General features: G+C 67.9%; 16 protein-coding genes. 11 read left to right on the top strand and 5 right to left on the bottom strand.

The features are described 5' to 3' along the window. Positions 1 to 110: 110 nt before the first annotated feature. The 9 genes from ACXIZN_RS26290 to ACXIZN_RS26250 all read left to right on the top strand — a co-directional run bounded on the left by ACXIZN_RS26290 (position 111) and on the right by ACXIZN_RS26250 (position 13,933). Positions 111 to 3,242 (top strand): ThuA domain-containing protein, encoded by a 3,132-nt coding sequence (locus tag ACXIZN_RS26290; protein ID WP_457957506.1) that lies wholly within the window; start codon positions 111 to 113, stop codon positions 3,240 to 3,242. Further along, positions 3,239 to 4,243, top strand: coding sequence for a sugar phosphate isomerase/epimerase family protein (locus ACXIZN_RS26285; RefSeq protein ID WP_126733941.1), 1,005 nt, complete (start codon positions 3,239 to 3,241; stop codon positions 4,241 to 4,243). Before ACXIZN_RS26290 ends, ACXIZN_RS26285 begins: the two co-directional genes overlap by 4 nt. A gap of 10 nt (positions 4,244 to 4,253) precedes the next feature. Further along, complete coding sequence (locus tag ACXIZN_RS26280) at positions 4,254 to 5,147, top strand: sugar phosphate isomerase/epimerase family protein (RefSeq protein WP_457957505.1); 894 nt, start codon at positions 4,254 to 4,256, stop codon at positions 5,145 to 5,147. A 14-nt stretch (positions 5,148 to 5,161) separates the two neighbouring features. Beyond that, the gene (locus ACXIZN_RS26275; protein WP_457957503.1) at positions 5,162 to 6,175 is read left to right on the top strand and encodes a multicopper oxidase domain-containing protein; all 1,014 of its coding nucleotides are present in this window, start codon (positions 5,162 to 5,164) and stop codon (positions 6,173 to 6,175) included. Positions 6,176 to 6,194: 19 nt separating this feature from the next. Continuing rightward, positions 6,195 to 10,160: a ThuA domain-containing protein gene (locus ACXIZN_RS26270; RefSeq protein WP_457957502.1), complete on the top strand. Its 3,966-nt coding sequence runs from the start codon at positions 6,195 to 6,197 to the stop codon at positions 10,158 to 10,160. Between the two features lie 70 nt (positions 10,161 to 10,230). Beyond that, entirely contained in the window at positions 10,231 to 12,126 is a 1,896-nt protein-coding gene (locus tag ACXIZN_RS26265) for an OmpL47-type beta-barrel domain-containing protein (RefSeq protein WP_457957501.1), read from the top strand. 72 nt (positions 12,127 to 12,198) lie between these two features. Beyond that, positions 12,199 to 13,062 (top strand): sigma-70 family RNA polymerase sigma factor, encoded by an 864-nt coding sequence (locus tag ACXIZN_RS26260; RefSeq protein WP_457957499.1) that lies wholly within the window; start codon positions 12,199 to 12,201, stop codon positions 13,060 to 13,062. Between the two features lie 29 nt (positions 13,063 to 13,091). Next, a complete protein-coding gene (locus tag ACXIZN_RS26255) occupies positions 13,092 to 13,568 on the top strand; it encodes a carboxymuconolactone decarboxylase family protein (RefSeq protein ID WP_457957498.1) in 477 nt (158 codons plus the stop codon). Beyond that, positions 13,568 to 13,933: a DoxX family protein gene (locus tag ACXIZN_RS26250; protein WP_457957497.1), complete on the top strand. Its 366-nt coding sequence runs from the start codon at positions 13,568 to 13,570 to the stop codon at positions 13,931 to 13,933. The genes ACXIZN_RS26255 and ACXIZN_RS26250 overlap by 1 nt, the downstream gene beginning before the upstream one ends. Before the next feature lie 64 nt (positions 13,934 to 13,997). On the opposite strand, the gene ACXIZN_RS26245 is transcribed toward ACXIZN_RS26250, so the two are convergent. Beyond that, positions 13,998 to 15,743 (bottom strand): BCCT family transporter, encoded by a 1,746-nt coding sequence (locus ACXIZN_RS26245; protein WP_457957494.1) that lies wholly within the window; start codon positions 15,741 to 15,743, stop codon positions 13,998 to 14,000. Between the two features lie 218 nt (positions 15,744 to 15,961). Further along, the gene (locus ACXIZN_RS26240; protein WP_457957493.1) at positions 15,962 to 16,105 is read right to left on the bottom strand and encodes a hypothetical protein; all 144 of its coding nucleotides are present in this window, start codon (positions 16,103 to 16,105) and stop codon (positions 15,962 to 15,964) included. Positions 16,106 to 16,191: 86 nt separating this feature from the next. On the opposite strand from ACXIZN_RS26240, the gene ACXIZN_RS26235 reads away from it, so the two are divergent. After that, positions 16,192 to 17,148: a GlxA family transcriptional regulator gene (locus tag ACXIZN_RS26235; protein WP_457957491.1), complete on the top strand. Its 957-nt coding sequence runs from the start codon at positions 16,192 to 16,194 to the stop codon at positions 17,146 to 17,148. Positions 17,149 to 17,156: 8 nt separating this feature from the next. Here the strand turns inward: ACXIZN_RS26235 and ACXIZN_RS26230 are convergent, their stop codons facing one another. From ACXIZN_RS26230 to ACXIZN_RS26220, 3 genes are all read right to left on the bottom strand, one after another. Next, the gene (locus tag ACXIZN_RS26230; RefSeq protein ID WP_457957490.1) at positions 17,157 to 17,657 is read right to left on the bottom strand and encodes a hypothetical protein; all 501 of its coding nucleotides are present in this window, start codon (positions 17,655 to 17,657) and stop codon (positions 17,157 to 17,159) included. A 36-nt stretch (positions 17,658 to 17,693) separates the two neighbouring features. After that, positions 17,694 to 17,882, bottom strand: a complete 189-nt coding sequence (locus tag ACXIZN_RS26225) for a hypothetical protein (protein WP_126733931.1) — start codon at positions 17,880 to 17,882, stop codon at positions 17,694 to 17,696. 84 nt (positions 17,883 to 17,966) lie between these two features. Then, positions 17,967 to 18,869: a LysR family transcriptional regulator gene (locus ACXIZN_RS26220; protein ID WP_457957488.1), complete on the bottom strand. Its 903-nt coding sequence runs from the start codon at positions 18,867 to 18,869 to the stop codon at positions 17,967 to 17,969. Between the two features lie 121 nt (positions 18,870 to 18,990). Between ACXIZN_RS26220 and ACXIZN_RS26215 the strand changes: the two genes are divergently transcribed. Further along, entirely contained in the window at positions 18,991 to 19,689 is a 699-nt protein-coding gene (locus ACXIZN_RS26215; protein ID WP_457957486.1) for a type 1 glutamine amidotransferase domain-containing protein, read from the top strand. The last annotated feature ends 33 nt before the right edge of the window (positions 19,690 to 19,722 follow it).

Below are 19,722 nucleotides of genomic sequence, written 5' to 3'. Positions count from 1 at the left end.
ACCCCTCGCCCTGGCTGACTCGTCCGAACACCTCATTTCCAACGAAAGGAAAGCTCCACCCGCATCCCCTTCCTTGATCGCCGCCGCTCATCGAAAGGATCGCCACTGCTATGTCTTTGAAACGACGATGGGGTGTGCTCGTCACATCCGTGGTCACGGCTCTGACAGGCGTCGCGCTACCGGTGCAGACCGCATCGGCGCACGAAGCGGCCACGGTGCTCGTGTTCTCCAAGACCGCGGGCTTCCGGCACGATTCGATCCCCGACGGGATCAAAGCGATCAAGGACCTTGGGGCGCAGAACCACTTCGGGGTGGAAGCGACCGAGGACGCGGCCGCCTTCACCGACGCGAACCTCAAGCGTTTCGACGCGGTGGTCTGGCTTTCCACCACCGGTGACGTGCTGAACGCGGACCAGCAGGCCGCGTTCGAGCGGTACGTGAAGGGAGGCGGCGGGTACGTGGGCGTGCACGCCGCATCCGACACCGAGTACGACTGGCCCTGGTACGGCGAGCTTGTCGGCGCGTATTTCAAGTCCCACCCGCAGATCCAGCAGGCGAACGTCAAGATCGAAGACCACGAGCACGTGTCCACTGTGGATCTTCCGGAGTCCTGGCCGCGCACCGACGAGTGGTACAACTACCGCGAGAACCCGCGCAGTAACGTCCACGTCCTCGCGAGCCTGGACGAGAAGAGCTACCAGCCCGGTGACGGCGCGATGGGCGATCACCCGATCGCCTGGTGCCACGAGAACTCCGGCGGACGCTCCTGGTACACCGGCGGCGGGCACACCAAGGCCTCCTACGCCGAACCGGCCTTCCTCAAGCATCTGGCGGGCGGCATCAAGTACGCCACCAAGCTGAGCGAAGCGGGCTGCGCCAAGACCGAGGAGGACCCGGTCGACGCGGACTTCGACCAGATCACCCTGGCCAAGGGCGAGGAGAAGACCGGCGAGCCGATCGCGCTGTCCGTGCTGCCCAACCGCGACGTCCTGCACACCTCGCGCGACGGCCGCGTCTGGTACACCAGCTCGTCCGCGACCACCTCGCTGGCCGGGCAGATCCCCGTCTACAACCACGACGAGGACGGCCTCCAGGGTGTCGCCATCGACCCGGACTTCGCCAAGAACCGCTGGGTCTACCTGTACTACGCGCCCAAGCTGAACACCCCGGCCGGTGACGCGCCGGAGAACGGCACCCCCGCCGACTTCGAGCCGTTCAAGGGCTACAACCAGCTCTCGCGGTTCAAGCTGGGCACCGACAACAAGCTCGACCTCGCGAGCGAGCAGAAGATCCTCCAGGTCCCCGCCGAACGCGGGATCTGCTGCCACGCCGGCGGCGAGATCGACTTCGACGCACGGGGCAATCTGTATCTGTCCACAGGGGACGATTCCAACCCGTTCGCCTCCGACGGGTTCACCCCGATCGACGAGCGCGCCGACCGCAACCCGGTGTACGACGCCCAGCGCACCTCGGCCAACACCAACGACCTGCGCGGCAAGGTGCTGCGGATCAAGGTCGGCGCGAACGGGAAGTACACCATCCCCAGGGGCAACCTGTTCCCGCGGGGCACGGCCAAGACCAAGCCCGAGATCTACGCGATGGGCTTCCGCAACCCGTTCCGGTTCGCCGTCGACCGCGAGACCGGCTGGATCCACCTCGCCGACTACGGCCCCGACGCCGGCGCGGCCGACCCCAAGCGCGGTCCCGGCGGCACGGTCGAGTTCAACCTGATCAAGAAGCCCGGCAACTACGGCTGGCCGTACTGCGTCGGGGACAACCAGCCGTTCATCGACTACGACTTCGCCACCAAGCAGTCCGGCGCCGCCTTCGACTGCGCCAAGCCGAAGAACACCAGCCCGCGCAACACCGGCCTGACCGATCTGCCGCCGGTCGAGAAGGCGTGGATCCCCTACGACGGCGGTTCACTTCCCGAGTTCGGCACCGGCCCCGAGTCGCCGATGGGCGGCCCGGTCTACCAGTTCGACGCGAAGAACCCGTCGCAGACCAAGTTCCCGGAGTACTTCGACGGCAAGACCTTCGCCTACGAATGGGAACGCGGCTGGATCAAGGAGGTCACCGTCGGACCGAACGGGGAACGCGGTGCCATCAAACCGTTCTTCGATTCGATGGACCTCGTCCGCCCGATGAACCTCGAGTTCGGCCCGGACGGCGCGCTCTACGTCCTCGACTACGGCACCGGCTATTTCGGCGGCTCCAAGGAATCCGCCGTCTACCGCATCGACTACACCAAGGGCCGCCGGACACCGATCGCCAAGGTGGCCGCGGACAAGACGTCCGGGCAGGCGCCGCTGACGGTCAAGTTCGACCCGGCCGGGACCAACGATCCCGACGGCCAGGCACTGACCTACGCCTGGGACTTCGACGGCAACGGCACCACCGACTCCACCGAAGCGGCCCCGGTTTCGCACACCTACGCCGCGAACGGCCAGTACACGGCGAAGCTTTCGGTCACCGACCCCACCGGGCTGACCGGCTCGGCGAGCGTGGTGGTCACCGTCGGCAACACCGCGCCGGTGGTCACGCTGAAGACCCCGGTCAACGGCAGCGTGTTCAGCTTCGGCGACATGGTCCCGTTCAAGGTCGAGGTGACCGACGCGGAGGACAACCCGATCGACTGCTCGAAGGTGACCGTCGAATACATCCTCGGACACGAGGGCCACGGGCACCCGCTCAGCCGCGCGACCGGCTGTGAAGGCACCATCGCCACCCCCGCCGACGAAGGACACGGCGCGGACGCCAACGTCTTCGGCGTCATCAACGCCAGCTACACCGACAACGGCGGCAACGGCGTGCCCGCGCTCACCGGCGAGGCCGAGTCCATCCTGCAGCCGAAGCTGAAGCAGGCCGAGTTCTACACCCAGTCCAGCGGGATCGAGGTCGTCGCGCACGCCGGCGCCAGTGGCGGCAAACGCGTCGGCCACATCGAATCCGGTGACTGGATCAAATTCGACCCGGTGAACCTCGTCGGCGTCAGCGGCATCGGCTACCGGGTCTCGTCCGGCGGCGCGGGCGGCACGATCGAGGTGCGCTCGGGCGCGGTGGACGGACCGCTGGTCCAGACGGTCACCGTCGCCAACACCGGCGGCTGGGACACCTATGCCGACATCCCGGCTTCCGCCATCACCGACCCCGGCGGTACCGGCCCGTTGTTCCTCGTGTTCAAGGGCGGTTCCGGCGGCTTGTTCGACGTAGACGCGATCACCTTCGAGGAGCAAGCATGAGCCGTCCGATCACCCTGTTCACCGGCCAGTGGGCGGATCTCCCGTTCACCGAGGTGTGCAGGCTCGCGAGCGAGTGGGGCTACGACGGCCTCGAGATCGCGTGTTCCGGCGACCACTTCGAGGTCGATCGCGCACTGTCCGAAGAGGACTACGTGCCCGGCCGCCTGAAGCTGCTGGCCGAGCACGGCCTCAAGGTGTGGGCCATCTCCAACCACCTCGTCGGCCAGGCCGTCTGTGACGACCCGATCGACGAACGCCACCAGGCCATCATCCCCTCGCGGGTGTGGGGGGACGGTGAGCCGGAAGGCGTCCGGCAGCGAGCGGCGAAGGAGATGGCTGACACCGCCCGCGCGGCGGCGAAACTCGGCGTGGACACGGTGATCGGCTTCACCGGTTCGAAGACCTGGAAGTACGTCGCGATGTTCCCGCCGGTGTCGCAGGCGGTCATCGACGACGGCTACTCCGACTTCGCCGACCGGTGGAACCCGATCCTCGACGTCTTCGACGAGGTGGGCGTGCGGTTCGCCCACGAGGTCCACCCGTCGGAGATCGCTTACGACTACTGGACCACGAAACGTGCGCTCGAAGCTGTCGGCGACCGTCCGGCATTCGGGCTGAATTGGGATCCTTCGCATTTCATCTGGCAGGACCTCGACCCGGTCGGCTTCATCCTCGACTTCGCCGACCGGATCTACCACGTGGACTGCAAGGACACCAGGAAGCGGTTCGACGGACGGAACGGACGGCTCGGCTCGCATCTCCCCTGGGGAGATCCCCGACGCGGCTGGGACTTCGTTTCGACCGGGCACGGCGACGTGCCCTGGGAGGACTGTTTCCGCGCACTGAATTCGATCGGCTACGCCGGTCCGATCTCGGTGGAGTGGGAGGACGCCGGCATGGACCGGCTCCGGGGCGCGGCGGAGGCCGTGACCTTTCTGCGGGGGCTCCTGTTCGACAAGCCGTCGGCGGCCTTCGACGCGGCTTTCAGCAACCAGAAGTGAGGGCGGTTTCATGTGCGGTGAAGAAGCTGAGCAGTTCCACTCTCGACGATCACTCCTGCGTGGTGCGGCGACGGCGGCGGTCGCGGTCGGCGCGGCGGTAGCCCTGCCGGCCGTCGCCACTGCCGCCACCTCGGACGAGGCGGAGACCCAGGGACACGGCCACCACGGCCGGGGCCGTGTCCCGGTGGACAAGATCAGCATCCAGCTCTACTCCCTGCGCACCGCGCTGCAGGCCGATCTTCCGGGAACCCTGTCCGCGCTGGCGGACATCGGCTACCGGAAGGTCGAGCTGGCGGGCACCTACGGCCGTACGGCGCAGGAGTTCCGCGGTCTGCTGGACAAGAACCACATCAAGGCGACGTCCACGCACGTCGGCATCGACGGTGACCTCGACAAGACCCTCGCGGACGCGAAGATCCTCGGGAACACCCGCGCCAACGTGCCGTGGGCGAACTTCGACACCATCGACAGCTGGAAGCAGTTCGCCGGCCGGATGGACACGGCGGCGCGGAAGTTCCGCCAGGCCGGTATCCCGCTCGGTTACCACAACCACGCGCACGAGTTCGCGCCCATCGACGGCGTGCGCCCGTACGACGTGCTCACCAGGAACACGAACCCGCGGTACGTGCACCTGGAGATCGACCTGTTCTGGGCGGTGGAAGGCGGGATGGACCCGGTCTCGCTGTACCGGCAGCACTGTCCGCGCGTGGTCCAGTACCACGTCAAGGACCGGACCGCGGACGGCCGGATGGTCGACCCCGGCAAGGGTGTCATCGACTTCGCCCGCATCTTCCGGCACACCCGTCCCCACCTCGCCGAATACATCGTCGAGCACGACAACCCCACGGATCCCCTGAGCACCGCCCAGACCGGATTCACCTATCTCCGCAACGTCCGCTTCTAGCTGGGGAATCCACAATGGACAAGAAGAAACGCGGGCTGTCCCGCAGATCGATGCTCGCGGGCACCGCGGCCGGGGTCATCGCCCCGGTCGTGGTGTCGGCCAGCGCGGGATCGGCGCCGGCCGCCGCGGCCGGGATGACCCGCAACATCACCATCTACGCCGACTACGTTCCCGGTTCGACCCGGGTCGGTTACGGGCTGGAGCCCGGGAAGCCGACGATCCCCGGGCCGCTCCTGGAGTGCTACGAGGGTGACACGCTGGTGATCGAGCTGGTCAACAACACCGACCAGCGGCTGTCGATCCACCCGCACGGCGTCAACTACGACACCAAGTCGGACGGCTCGCCGTTCAACGATTCCTTCAACAAGCCCTACGAGACCAAGACCTACACCTGGAAGACCCGGACGGCCTACCAGACGGCCAACGGTTTCTGGATGCCCGGCAGCGCGGGGTACTGGCACTACCACGACCACGCGTTCGGCGGCGACCACGGCACCGCGGGCCTGATGAAGGGCCTCTACGGCGGCCTGATCGTGCGCAAACGCGGGGATCTGCTGCCCAGCAAGCAGTTCACCGTGGTGTTCACCGAAATGTGGGTCAACCACCAGATCGCCCCGAACACGCCGATCTTCGAGGCGAACCTCGGCGAACGCGTCGAGTTCATCTGCATCGGGCACGGCAACCTGATGCACACCTTCCACCTGCACGCGCACCGCTGGGCGGACACCCGCACCGGCATGCTCACCAGCGCGACCGACAACGCCCCGATCGTCGACAACAAGACCCTGGACCCCGGCAACTCCTTCGGGTTCCAGGTGATCGCCGGTGACGGCGTCGGGCCGGGCGCGTGGATGTACCACTGCCACGTCCAGCAGCACTCGGACGACGGCATGTCCGGGGTGTTCCTGGTCCGCAACGCCGACGGCGGGATGCCCGCGGGCGCCCAGGAGGCGATCGACCGCTTCAAGGGGCACCAGCACACCACGTCCACGCCGAACGCCACCGGCGCCTCGGCCCACCACCACTAGCCTTGAAAGGAGCGAGAACTTGAGACGAGTATTTTCGCAACGCCGGCTCCGCAGACGATCGCTGGCCGCGCTCGCGGTCGGCGCCGTCGTCACCTCCGGGCTTCCGCTGGCCATCGCACCGGTGACCGCCGAAGCCGCGACGAACGTCCCGGTCAACGTCCTGGTCTTCCACGGCACCGCCGCGGACCAGAAGGACCCCGTCTTGCGCGCCACGGACGCGATCGCAAGCCTGGGCCAGGCGAACGGGATCTCCGTTTCGTCCTCTTCGGACCCCGCGGTGTTCACGCAGGCGAACCTCGCGAAATACCGCGGCGTCGTCTTCCTGTCCGCGCAAGGCATCACGCTGAACCGCGACCAGGAAACCTCGCTGCAGAACTACATGAAGGCGGGCGGCGGCTTCCTCGGCCTGTCCGACGCCGCGCGGGCGCAGGACGGCTCGCAGTGGTTCTCCGGGCTGATCGGCGCCCGTCCGGTGGGGGCGCGTCCCACGCCGGAGGCGGTCGCCTCGGTCACCGCGAGCGCGGAGAACGCGCCCAACGAGAGCAAGGAAAAGCTCGCCGACAACAACGAGAACACCAAGTGGCTGGCGTTCCAGCCGACCGGCTGGGTCGCCTACAAGATGGCCGCCCCGGTCGCCGTCAGCAGCTACGACCTCGTGTCGGCGAACGACTTCCCCGGACGTGACCCCAAGAGCTGGACCCTGCAGGGCTCCAACGACGGGACCACGTGGACCGATCTGGACACCCGCACCAACGAGACGTTCGCCGACCGGTTCGTGAGCCGCAAGTTCACCTTCGCCAACACCACGGCGTACGCGAACTACCGGCTGAACATCACCGCCAACGCCGGTGAACCGCTCATCCAGCTGGCGGATTGGAAGCTGTACAAGGACAACTCGACCACCCCGCCGCCGCCGGAGGCCCCGCCTGCCGAGGCGACGGTCGACGTCCTCGACAAGGCGAACCCGGCCACCGCGGGCCTGCCGCAGAAGTGGGTCCGCACCGACCGGTGGCTCAACTGGGAGGTCAACCCGGTCGGCACCGTGCACACGGTCGCGCAGGTCGAGGAGTCGACCTACAAGCCGGGTGTCGGCGCGAACGGCGCCTTCCACCCGATCTCGTGGTGCCGCGACTACGACGGCGGCCGCTCCTTCTACACCGGCATGGGCCGGACCGAGGCCAGCTACGGCGAAGCCCAGTTCCGCAGCCACATCCTCGGCGCGCTGAAGTGGACCACCGGCATGGTGCGCGGTGACTGCAAGGCGGGTATCGCGGCCAACTACAAGGTCGAGCGCCTGACCGGGATCAACCAGCCCGGCCAGCTGGACCAGATGGGCGAGCCGCACGGGCTCACCATCGCGCCGAACGGCCGGGTCTTCTACATCGGCCGCGCCGCCTGCGCCGGCAACGTCGTCCCCGCGCCGAACGACTGGACCAACCCCCAGATCGGCGCCGGCTGCGGCACGATCCACCAGTGGGACCCGGTCACCAAGAAGCCGAAGCTGCTCACCACGCTGAAGGTGATGGGCAACCGCGGCAGCGGCGACGAACTGGTCAAGAACGAGGAAGGCCTCCTCGGTCTCGTGCTGGACCCGAAGTTCAGCGAGAACGGCTTCATGTACGCCTACTGGATGCCGCACGAGTCGGTCGACATCGACAAGCGGATCGGCAAGCGCACGGTCTCGCGGTTCACCTACGACCTGAAGAACCAGACGCTGGACCAGGCGACCCGCAAGGACCTGCTGTCCTGGGACGTCCAGGTCCACAGCTGCTGCCACGCAGGCGGCGGGATGGACTTCGACAAGGACGGGAACCTCTACATCGGTTCCGGTGACAGCAACTCGTCGCAGGGTTCCAACGGGTACTCCGGCAACAACTGGACCCAGGACTACAAGGGCGTCTCGTTCCAGGACGCGCGCCGCACCGCCGGTAACACCAACGACCTCAACGGCAAGATCCTGCGGATCCACCCGGAGCCGGACGGTACCTACACCAACCCGGCGGGCAACCTGTTCCCCGAGGCCAACGACCCTGGGAACAAGACGAGGCCCGAGATCTACGTGATGGGCGTGCGGAACATCTCGCGTCTGCAAGTCGACAAGAAGACCAACTGGCTGACCGCCGCGTGGGTCGGCCCGGACGCGTCCTCGCCGAGCCCGGAACTCGGCCCGGCCAAGTACGAGACCGCCACGGTCATCACCGAGGCGGGCAACCACGGCTGGCCGTACTGCATGGGCAACAAGCAGCCGTACCGCGACCGCAGCAGCACCGACGCCGCGGTCCTCACCGGCTGGTACGACTGCGACAACCCGGTCAACACCTCGCCGCGCAACACCGGCCTGGTGAACCTGCCGCCGATCAAGAAGAACATGATCTGGTACGCGCCGGACGGCGGCGGGCCGGTGTTCCCCAACCGCCCCAACAGCTCCGTCCCGACGTACAACGCGGCCGAGGCCACCTACACGCAGCCCTACCTCAAGGGCGGCGGCCAGGCGGTCATGACCGGGCCGACGTACCACCGCGAACTGGTCAACACCAACAGCGGCGTCGCGTGGCCCGCCTACTGGAACGACAAGTGGTTCATCGGTGACCAGAGCAACGGGCAGAACCGGATCGCGGTCACCCTCGACCCGAACGGCGTCGCGAAGCAGGATCCGCCGGTGTTCGCCGAGACCGTGCGGCAGATCATCCCGACCGGTGGTGGCGACACCAAGCTGAACCAGTGGATGGACGCCAAGTTCGGGCCGGACGGCGCGCTGTACGCGCTCGACTACGGTGGCGGCTTCTTCACCCTGACCAACAACCAGAAGCTGCTGAAGATCAGCTACATCGGCGGCGAGGCCACCCCGTCCGCGGCGGCGTCCTCGACGATGGTGCAGAACAAGCCGCTCACCGCGGCCTTCACCGGGTCGAAGTCCGGCGGTGTCTCCTACAAGTGGGAGTTCGGCGACGGCACGTTCTCGACGCAGCCCGACCCGCGGCACGCCTACCCGCGCACCGGGCTGTACACCGCCAAGCTGACCGTGACCTACGCGAACGGCGAGACGGTGACCACGCGGAACTCGGTGAGCGTCGGGTGTCTCGTGGCGGATCCCAGCGCCACGGTGACCATCGGCGACACCGACACCGGGGTGACCAACCGCAACGCCGGTGGCGGTTGCACGGTCGACGACATGATCGACGACGACTCCACGTGGACCTCCCACGCCGGATTCGTCAACCACGTCACCCAGGCCGTGGACCGGCTGGGCGACCTCGGCGTGCTGAACGCGGCCGAGTCGGACAAGATCAACGCCGCGGCCGCCGCGTCGCCCATCGGCAACAAGGGCGTCACCGGCTACGACGCGATCTACGACGGCACGCCGGAGTCGTTCCGGAACTGGTCGCAGGCGCCGTCCGGGCAGTTCGCCATCCAGCCGGACGGGTCACTGCGACCGTCGGGCGGGCTGGGGATGCTGTGGTACTCGGCACGGCAGTTCGGCAACTTCTCGGTGAAGCTGCAGTTCAAGGACATCGCGCCGAACGGCAGCGCGAACAGCGGTGTGTTCGTCCGGTTCCCGGATCCGCGCACCCCGCTGGAGCAGCGTCCGCCGGGCAGCTGCGGCACGGTCGGTTCGGCCAGGACGTCACAGGCCTGGGTCGCGATCTACTGCGGTCACGAGGTCCAGCTGTACGACGGGGCCACCGGTGAACCGCAGAAGACCGGGTCGATCTACAACTTCGACCCGCGGCCGCTGGACCAGGCGGGCGTGAAGCCGAAGGGGACCTGGAACGAGTACGAGGTCAAGGTCGTCGGGCAGAAGTACACGATCATCCGCAACGGCGTGGTGATCAACGAGTTCGAGAACGCGCCGGGGATCAACTCGTCGCGGGCGGGCGACCCGTCCACCGACTTCCGGCAGTTCGTCAGCGGGTTCATCGGTCTGCAGAACCACGGTGACAACGACCTGATGGAGTTCCGCAACATCCGGGTGCGGCAGCTGTAGCGCGAAAACCGGCCGGGCGCGCGACTTCGCGTGCCCGGCCGGTCTCCCTTGTACGGAAGGTTTCCCTGCGATGTCCCCAAGAACCCTCGTCGTGGCGCTCGTGGCCGCGACACTCGCGCTGGCGGGCCTGGTGTTACCGGGCTCGTCCGCTCCCGCCTCCGCCGCCCCCGTCCAGACCCTGGAATGGACCGCGGGCGACAGCACCGACCACTACCTCAGCGCGCCGTCGACCGCGGTGGCCGGTGAGACCACGATCGTCTTCAAGAACACCGAAGAGCTCGGCTCGACGATGTCGCACACGCTGACGTTCGACACGTCGACCGCGGGCTACAACCACGACGTCAACCTCAACATCCTCGCCAACCCCTACGACGACAAGAACGGCGTGCACCAGGCCACGGTGACGCTGACCCCTGGCAAGTACCGCTACTACTGCACGATCCAGGGCCACACCAAGATGATGGGCGAGTTCGTCGTCACCGGCGAGCCGACCCCGGACACCACGCCGCCGACGGTGACCGCGAACGTGACCGGCACCAAGGACACCGCCGGGAACTACGTCGGTTCCGCGACGGTGAACCTGTCCGCGTCGGACAGCCAGTCCGGTGTGGACAAGGTCGAGTACCAGCTCGACGGTGGTGCCTGGACGGCGTACACGGCACCCGTGGCGGTCACCGCCGCCGGTGCGCACATGGTCCACTACCGCGCTACCGACAAGGCCGGAAACGTTTCGCCGGAAGGGATGTCGTCGTTCACCGTCGTCACCGGGCAGCCCGGTGACACGACACCGCCGACGGTGACCTCCGAGGTGACCGGCACCAAGGACACCGCGGGCAACTACCTCGACACCGCCACCGTGAAGCTCACCGCGACCGACACCGGCTCCGGCGTCGACAAGGTCGAGTACAAAGTGGATGAAGGCGCGTGGACCGCGTACACCGCTCCGGTCGCGGTCACCTCGCCCGGCATGCACATGGTGCACTATCGCGCGTCGGACAAGGCGGGCAACGTCTCGCCGGAGGGCATGGCGCATTTCACCATCGTCAGCGGTGACACCACAGCGCCGACCGTGACCTCCGAGGTGACCGGCACCAAGGACACCGCCGGGAACTACGTCGGCAAGGCGACCGTGACCCTCACGGCGACCGACGCCGGTTCGGGGGTCGGCAAGGTCGAGTACCAGCTGGACGGCGGCCCGTGGCTGACGTACTCGGCGCCGCTCGCGCTCACCGTCGTCGGCGCGCACACGGTGAAGTACCGCGCCACCGACAAGGCGGGCAACGTCTCGGCGGAAGGCACGGCGACGTTCACCATCGTCGAAGGTGACGACAGCACCGCGCCCGCCGTTTCGGTGGTGGTGAGCGGTGATCTGGACGGAAGCTGGTCGTACATCGAAGACGCGACCATCAACCTGACCGCGACGGACACCGGGTCCGGTGTGGACAAGATCGAGTACAAACTGGACGGTGGGGCCTGGACGGTCTACACCGCGCCGGTGAAGGTGACCGAGCTGGGCACGCACACGCTGACCTACCGCGCGTCGGACAAGGCGGGCAACGTCTCGGCGGAACAGGGCGGCGCGTTCACCATCGTCGCCGCGCCGCCGGGACCGGACGCCTGCCCGGACTCCGACGTCCGGGACACGGTGATCCTCGGCACGGCGGACAGCCAGGTCGAGAACCGCGACACCGGTAACGGCTGCACGATCAACGACGTGATCGACGACGAGTCGGACTACTCGTCGAACGTGCAGTTCGTGACCTACGTGCGGGCCGTGACGCAGGAACTCCTCGACGGCGAGGTCATCTCGTCCTACGAGCGTGAACTGATCGTCACGGCGGCGATCGACTCCGGTATCGGCGGCACGACCGCCGAACCCGAGCCCGAGCCCGGCAAGACGAAGAAGCCGAAGACGTCGAACCCCGGGATGAAGAAGGTCGTGAAGACGCCGATCCGGGACGTCTGAGCGAAGTCGGTTACCTTTCTCGCGTCGCGCTCGTCATGTCCATGACGGGTTCGGCGCGAGAAAGGTATCGACATGACCGGCGAAGCCCTGGCCAGCGCGTTCGAGGAGCAGCGCGGGCGTCTGGTGGCCGTGGCGCAGCGGATGCTCGGCTCGCGCGCGGACGCCGAGGACGCCGTCCAGGAGGCCTGGCTGCGGCTGGCCCGCCAGGACGCCGACACGATCGACAACCTCTCCGGCTGGCTGACCACCGTCGTCGGCCGCGTCTGCATCGACGTCCTGCGCTCCCGCAAGACGCGCCCCGAGGACTCCTACGACGAGCCGCCCGAGCTGCTGGTGCTGGAGGATTCGCCGGAAGAGGACGCGCTGCTCGCCGAATCGGTCGGGGTGGCGCTGGTCGTGGTGCTCGACGCCCTCGGCCCGGCCGAGCGGCTGGCCTTCGTGTTGCACGATCTGTTCGCGGTCCCGTTCGCCGAGGTCGGCGAGATCCTCGGCAAATCCGCGGACGCGGCCAAGATGCTCGCCAGCCGCGCCCGCCGCAAGGTGCAGGGAAGGCGTCCCGCCGACGAGCCCCGGCAGCACGCGGTCGTCAAGGCGTTCCTCGCCGCCGCGCGCGAAGGAGACTTCGAAGGATTGGTCGAGATGCTCGACCCAGACGTGACGTGGCGCTCGCAGAGCCGGCACGGCGAGGTCGTGCGGCTCGGTGCGGCCGAGGTGGCCACGCGGGTCCAGCGCGGGGCGCGCGCCGTCGTCACCACGCGTCCCGCGCTGGTCAACGGCAAACCGGGCATCGTTTCGTGGAGCAGGACCGGCAAGCTGCTGGGTGTGATGTCCTGCACCATCGTCGACGGCCGCATCGTCGAAATCGATTCCGTGAGTGACCCGCGTCGCCTCGCGGCCATGGGTGTTACCTCTCGGGAGTCCTCCTCGTCGGAGTAAGTGAAAGACCGACGAGAAGGAGAAATCCCATGCAGGCAAGGATCGATTACCTCAAGACCACCCTCGCGCCGAAGCTGGTGAAGCACCTCGTTTCGGCCGCGAAAGTCCTCGACGGCAGCGAACTTCCTTTGGCGACAAGGGAATTGGTGAACATCCGGGCCAGCCAGATCAACGGCTGCTCGGGCTGCCTCGACATGCACACCAAGGACGCGGCGCACGCGGGGGAGACCACGACCCGGCTGAACCTGATCGCGTGCTGGCGCGAGGCGACGGTCTTCACCGAGGCCGAACGCGCCGCACTGGAACTCACCGAGCAGGGCTGCCGCCTCGCCGACGGCAGCGGCGTCACCGACGAAGCGTGGGCGGCCGCCGCCAAGCACTACGACGACGAGCAGCTCGTCGCGCTGGTGACCCAAATCGCCCTCATCAACGCCTTCAACCGGCTGAACGTCATCACCCGGCAGCCGGCGGGTGACTACACGCCGGGCCAGTACGCGGGGCATTGATGGACACCGCGCTGTGGATCGTCGCCTGGCTGCTGGCCGTCATGTACGTCGTGTCCGGCGTCGGGAAACTGTTCCTGCGAAGGGAAACGATCGCGGGGGTGGGCTCGGCCGCGGGCTGGGTGCTGGATGTCACCCCTGGCACCGTGAAGTTCATCGGGATCGTCGAGATCCTGGGCGCGGCCGGCCTGATCCTCCCGGCCGTGCTGGACATCGCGCCGGAACTCGTGCCGCTGGCCGCCCTCGGGCTGGCGCTGGTGATGGCGGGTGCCGTGGTCGTTCGCCTGCGTCGCCGCGAGCCACTGGTCGCGCTGCTGGATCTCGGTTACCTCGCGTTGTGCGCGTTCGTCGCCATCGGGCGCGCCTGAAGTACATGAAGGCCCCCATCCTGCACCTGGGCGCAAGGATGGGGGCCTTCATGTACTCACGGGATCAGGTGCGCTGCTTCGCCCGCCCGAGGATGCGACGGCGGCCGTGGCCGTTCGTGCGTTCCTCGTGCAGCTCCTTCAGCGACAGCATCATCGCGTCTTCCTGCTTCATCAGCGGGTCGTTGCGCAGGTCCTTCCAGACCGAGACGCACAACCCGACCATCACGAACACGAACGGCACCGCGATCAGGATCGTGAGGTTCTGCAGACCGGTCAGCGCCTTGTCCCCGCCGACGAGCAGCATCACCGCCGCGACCGCACCCATCAGCACGCCCCAGAAGATCACGACGGTCTTCTTCGGATGCACGCTTCCGCGCTGGGACAGGGTGCCCATCACCACCGACGCCGCGTCCGCACCGGAGACGAAGAAGATGGACACCAGGATCATCACCAGGATCGCGATCGGGATGAACCACGGCAGGGTCTCGAGCAGTTCGAACGTCGCCGACTGGGCACTGCCCGCGCCCGCGATGTCCGTCCCCGCTCGCTGCCTGCTGATCGCTGCGCCACCGAAGATCGCGAACCAGATCAGGCTCACGATGCTCGGGATCGCGATGACACCGAAGATGAACTGCCGGATCGTGCGGCCGCGCGAGATCCGCGCGATGAACATGCCGACGAAGGGCGTCCACGAGATCCACCACGCCCAGTAGAAGACCGTCCAGCCGCCGAGCCAGGTCTGCATCTCCGCGCCACCGGTCATCCCGGTGCGGCCGGACATCTCCGCCAGCTCGCGGAAGTAGTCGCCGATGGCGCCCGGCACGATGTTGAGGATCAGCACGGTCGGCCCGACCACCAGCACGAACACCGCGAGTACCGCCGCGAGCACCATGTTGATGTTGGACAGCCACTGGATGCCCTTGGCCACACCGGAAACCGCCGAAGCGATGAACGCGATGGTGAGGATCGCGATGATCGCGACCAGCAGGCCCTTGCCGGGGTCGTCGATCCAGCCGACGGCGCCCATGCCGCCGCCGACCTGGAGCGCGCCGAGGCCGAGGGAAGCGGCGGAACCGAACAGCGTGGCGAAGATCGCCATGATGTCGATCGCCTTGCCCAGCGGGCCTTCGGTGCGCCGCTTGCCGATCAGCGGCGCGAACACCGAGCTGATCAGCTGGCTGCGGCCCTTGCGGAAGGTGCTGTAGGCGATCGCGAGACCGACTACGGCGTAGATCGCCCACGGGTGCACGGTCCAGTGGAACAACGTCGTCGCCATCGCGGTGTGGACGGCTTCGTCGGAGTTCGGGGCCGCGGTGCCCGGGGGCGGGCTCGCGAGGTGGGAGACCGGTTCGTACACCCCGAAGAACATCAGTCCGATGCCCATGCCGGCGCTGAACATCATCGCGATCCATGACGACGTCCGGAATTCGGGCAGTTCCTTGTCCCCGCCGAGCGGGATCCGGCCGTAGCGGCTTATGGCCAAACAGACCGCGAAGAGCACGAAACCGCTCGCGGTCAGCACGAAAGCCCAACCGCCGTAAGGGATCACGGCGTCGTTCAACAGGGTCGACGCGACACTCGCGAGGTTTTCCGGGGCCAGCACGCCCCAGACGATGATCGCGAGCGCGAGCACCGCCGCCACACCGAAAACGGTCTTGTCGGTCTCCGCGGGTCGTTCGGCGGCGAGGTCGAGGGGGACGTGCTCATCGGGCGGGTGGCCCGGACCCGTCGTGTCCGGTGCGTGGGCAAGGTCGGTCGCGGTCTCCGCGACGACCTCTTCTTCCGCTTGTTTACCGTCCTGCGAACTCATGTTCAGTGACGCGCCGACTGCGGCGCGCGCTCCTTCCGCCCGATGTTAACCCGTTTGCACCACTGCACCCTAACCAGAAAACTGGTAACCGGCAGAAAATACGGGCGAAGTGGTTTAAAGCTGTGATTACGGGCTTGACCTCGGCGGATGCGGGTCCGGTCGGCGCTCTCGGCGGGGAACGTGGCGCTCGTGACACCGGGCTTCGTGGCCCGGTGTCCTCAGATCGTGGCGCCACCCCTCCAGAAGGGCCTGCCGAGCGGGTCTCCACCGGCGGAGTCCGGGCGGCCCTGGCGCGTGTGGTTGCGCTCCAAGAGGTAGGCGACGAGGGCGATCAGGGCGAGGGTGACGATGATTGCGGTCATGGCAGTAAGTTTGCGCCGCTCGACATCCTGCCAGAAGTGGCAGTTCTGTCGTTGTGCGGCAAAATCCTGCCAGCTATGCTCCGGTCATGCTGAAAAGCGTCGCCGTGGTGCTGCTCGACGATTTCGCCGCCTTCGAGTTCGGTGTCGTCTGCGAGGTGTTCGGCTACGACCGCACCGATGACGGAGTGCCACTGCTCGACTTCCGCGTGTGCGGGGAGCGGGCGGGAGAACCGCTCAGCCTCGGGCACGGCGTCAAGGTGACCCCGGAACACGGTCTCGAAGCGACGGAGGACGCGGATCTGGTCGTCGTCCCCGCGTGCGACGTCCGCGACGAATATCCGCCCGCGGTACTCGACGCGCTCCGGGCGGCTTCGGAGCGTGGCGCCACCTTGCTTTCGGTCTGCACCGGCGCGTTCGTGCTGGGCGCCGCGGGCTTGCTCGACGGGCGGCGGTGCACGAACCACTGGCGCCACAGCGCGGCGTTCCGGAAGCGGTTCCCGCAGGCCCAGCTGGACCCGGACGTGCTGTTCGTCGATGACGGCGACATCGTCACCAGCGCGGGAACGGCCGCCGGCATCGACGCGTGCCTGCATCTGGTCCGGCGCGAACTCGGTTCCGCCGCGGCCACCGTGATCGCCCGGCGCATGGTGGTGCCGCCGCAACGGGAAGGCGGGCAGCGCCAGTTCGTCGAGGTGCCGATCCCGGAGTGCACCGGGGACAGCCTTCAGCCGGTGCTCACCTGGATGCTCGAGAACATCGCGCACGACCATCCGGTCGCCGATCTCGCCCGCCGGGCCCGGATGTCCGAGCGCACCTTCGCGCGCAAGTTCGTCGCGGAGACGGGCACCACACCGCACCGATGGCTTTCGACACAACGGGTCCTGCACGCGCGGTCGCTGCTGGAGGAGACGACGATGAGCATCGACGAGGTCGCGCGCCGCTGCGGCTTCGGTTCGGGAGCCTTGCTGCGGCACCATTTCCACAAGGTCGTCGGCGTTGCCCCGCAGGACTACCGGCGGACTTTCGCGCCACAGCGCGTCTGACCCGGCGTTCAGCCGGGACGCCGCCCGACGGCCTCGAAGATGTTGCGTGCCAGCAAAGCGGCGCCTTCGGTGAACCCGTTGATGAGGATCTTCCGGCCGTCGGTGAGTTTGACGAGACAGCCGACGTCGCCGCCGAACGCCTTGGCGAGGGCGTTCGTCTTGGCGTGGTCGACGGCCACCTCCACCTTGCTCCACGGCACGACGGTGGTCGATTTCCGCCAGGTGTGCACGAATCCCTGTTCGTACAAGGTGAAGATCTCGCCCCGCTTGCTGATGGCGTGCCAGCAGGCCCAGGCGCCCATCATCGCCAGCCCCAGCCCCAGCCCGCAGCCGATGACGAGGCCGATGACCATCTCCCCACCGGAGACCCCGGCCTCCTGCCCCAGCACGAACACGACGACACCGAGGACCGCGATCGGCGTGCCGATCACGATCGCGGCCACACCCCGGAGCGCGCGCCTGCGGCAATTCGTCTCGAAGCGTTCGACGTAGGCACCCAGCTCGGTCACGGCCAGCACGCTAACGGCGGGTGCGGGGACCGGTCCCTAATCCTTCGGCGCCTTGTTGAACAGGCCGAGGGATTGAGCGAACGCCGCCCCGCCTGCCAGGAAGACGAGCGGCAGCGTCTTGGCCCAGAAGGCGCCGACGTCGAGCGAGATGAGCAACGCGAGCAGCCCGCCCGCCAAGGCGGCCAAGATGAGCATTCCCAGTGCGAGGCGGGGTTTCGAGACCATGAGTCCTCCAGGAAACGGGTTCGGAGGAGCCAGCCTCGCGACGATCCCGCCGCGAAAAGAGGTCATTTTTGCCGCACCGGGAATTCAGAGCGAACCCCAGGTGCGGGCGCGTTCCAGCAGCCTGTCCCGGATGAGGGTCACCACGGGCCGCGCCGTCCCCGACCGGTGCGCGAGATAGATCGTGTTCAGCGGTGGCACCACCGGGGTGTGCACGATCGACACCGAGCCCGCTTCGAGCGCGGCCGCGGCGATGTAGCGCGGCAGCACGCTCACCCCGGCGCCCGCGACGACGACCGCGAGGATCGCGCGCAGGTCGGGGACGACCATCGCGACGCGGTTCGGCGGCCGCCGCCCGAATTCGCTGCGCCAGTAGCGGCGGATGATCGGCAGATCGTCGGCGTAGGCGATCAGCGGCAGATGCGCCAGCGCGGGTACCGGGTCGGTCTCGAGCAGCGCGGGATCGACGCTCCGCGCGAGGGCCGGAGCCGCGACGAGGACGAATTCCTCGTCGATCAGCGGAATCGCGGTGATACCGCGCTGCCGTGGGCGGACCGACGAGACGACGAGGTCCAAGCGCGCGGCCTCGAGCGCGGACAGGAGCTCGTCGGCGAGCCCGAGGGTGACGGTGACGCGCAGCCCGCGTTCGGTCAGCGGGGCGAGCGCGGGCAAGAACCTCGTCGCCATGCCGTCGCTGGCACCGCCCAGCGCCACCGTTTCGCGGTACTGGACGTCGTCGTCGCCGGCCGTCAGCGCGCCCCGTAGTTCGTCGATGCGGGTGCCGATCCTGGCCGCGAGTTCGGCCGCGCGGGCGGTCGGCGCCGCGCCCTGGCGCGACCGGACGAACAACCGCTCGCCGAGCTCCTCCTCGAGTCTGAGCAGCTGCCCGGTGACGGCGGGCTGGGTCAGGCCGAGTTCCTCGGCGGCCGCGGAGAGCGAGCCCTGACGGTAGATGGCCAGGAAGGTCGCCAGCCGATCCAAGTTGGGCATGCAAGTCACCTTCCATAAGAAATCTTATGGATCGTAGCCGCCTCCGCGGAGTACGCGCGGCGAAGACCTCGTTGAAGCCGGCAGTGGGGCACACCGCCCCGGAGAAACGAAAGGAACAGTCATGGCGCGGATCCTCATGATCGTCTCGGCCGCCGACCACGTGCGGCTCACCGACGGCACCGACCACCCGACCGGGTTCTGGGCCGAAGAGGTCGCCGAATCGCATCGGGTGCTCGCCGCGGCGGGGCACCAGGTCGAGATCGCGACGCCGTCCGGGCTTCGGCCGACCGTCGATCCCATCAGCCTCGACGAACGCGGCGGCGTCGACCCGGCCGAGGGCGCGAAGTTCGCGGAATACCTCAAGGGACTCGATCTTTCGGCGCCGCTCAAGCTTTCCGACGTCTCGGCCGACGCCTACGACGCCTTCTACCTGCCGGGCGGGCACGGTCCGATGACCGACCTGGTGGGCGACCGTGATCTCGGTGCCCTCCTGAACGACGCCGATGCGCGCGGCAAGACCATCGCCGCCCTCTGCCACGGACTCGCCGCCTTGCTCAGCGCGCGCGGCGAAGACGGCTCGTTCACTTTCGCCGGCCGCTCGATGACGTCGTTCAGCGACGAAGAGGAACGGCAGGGCGGGCTTGGCGACAAGAGTCCCTTCTTCGTCGAGACCCGGCTTCGGGAGCAGGGTGCGATCGTCACTCCGGCGGCCGCCTGGTCGAGCGAGGTCGTCGTCGACGGAAACCTCGTCACCGGGCAGAACCCGCAGTCCAGCGTCGCGACCGCGGACCGCGTGGTGGAGCTTCTCAAGGCGATCTGACCACCGGCGTTTGCGCCGCGGCCGGATCCGGGC

This window comes from Amycolatopsis sp. TRM77291 (genome assembly GCF_054166285.1).
Note: the sequence above shows the minus strand (reverse complement) of the source record. Positions and strands in the feature narration are given on the sequence as shown.

Excerpts from the sequence above, each read along its gene's own strand:
- ACXIZN_RS26240 (WP_457957493.1), bottom strand. The coding sequence starts at position 16,105 with ATGACCGCAATCATCGTCACCCTCGCCCTGATCGCCCTCGTCGCCTAC.
- ACXIZN_RS26250 (WP_457957497.1), top strand. The coding sequence starts at position 13,568 with ATGGACACCGCGCTGTGGATCGTCGCCTGGCTGCTGGCCGTCATGTAC.
- ACXIZN_RS26245 (WP_457957494.1), bottom strand. The coding sequence starts at position 15,743 with ATGAGTTCGCAGGACGGTAAACAAGCGGAAGAAGAGGTCGTCGCGGAG.
- ACXIZN_RS26220 (WP_457957488.1), bottom strand. The coding sequence starts at position 18,869 with ATGCCCAACTTGGATCGGCTGGCGACCTTCCTGGCCATCTACCGTCAG.
- ACXIZN_RS26255 (WP_457957498.1), top strand. The coding sequence starts at position 13,092 with ATGCAGGCAAGGATCGATTACCTCAAGACCACCCTCGCGCCGAAGCTG.
- ACXIZN_RS26290 (WP_457957506.1), top strand. The coding sequence starts at position 111 with ATGTCTTTGAAACGACGATGGGGTGTGCTCGTCACATCCGTGGTCACG.
- ACXIZN_RS26260 (WP_457957499.1), top strand. The coding sequence starts at position 12,199 with ATGACCGGCGAAGCCCTGGCCAGCGCGTTCGAGGAGCAGCGCGGGCGT.
- ACXIZN_RS26265 (WP_457957501.1), top strand. The coding sequence starts at position 10,231 with ATGTCCCCAAGAACCCTCGTCGTGGCGCTCGTGGCCGCGACACTCGCG.
- ACXIZN_RS26275 (WP_457957503.1), top strand. The coding sequence starts at position 5,162 with ATGGACAAGAAGAAACGCGGGCTGTCCCGCAGATCGATGCTCGCGGGC.
- ACXIZN_RS26235 (WP_457957491.1), top strand. The coding sequence starts at position 16,192 with ATGCTGAAAAGCGTCGCCGTGGTGCTGCTCGACGATTTCGCCGCCTTC.
- ACXIZN_RS26225 (WP_126733931.1), bottom strand. The coding sequence starts at position 17,882 with ATGGTCTCGAAACCCCGCCTCGCACTGGGAATGCTCATCTTGGCCGCC.
- ACXIZN_RS26280 (WP_457957505.1), top strand. The coding sequence starts at position 4,254 with ATGTGCGGTGAAGAAGCTGAGCAGTTCCACTCTCGACGATCACTCCTG.
- ACXIZN_RS26285 (WP_126733941.1), top strand. The coding sequence starts at position 3,239 with ATGAGCCGTCCGATCACCCTGTTCACCGGCCAGTGGGCGGATCTCCCG.
- ACXIZN_RS26215 (WP_457957486.1), top strand. The coding sequence starts at position 18,991 with ATGGCGCGGATCCTCATGATCGTCTCGGCCGCCGACCACGTGCGGCTC.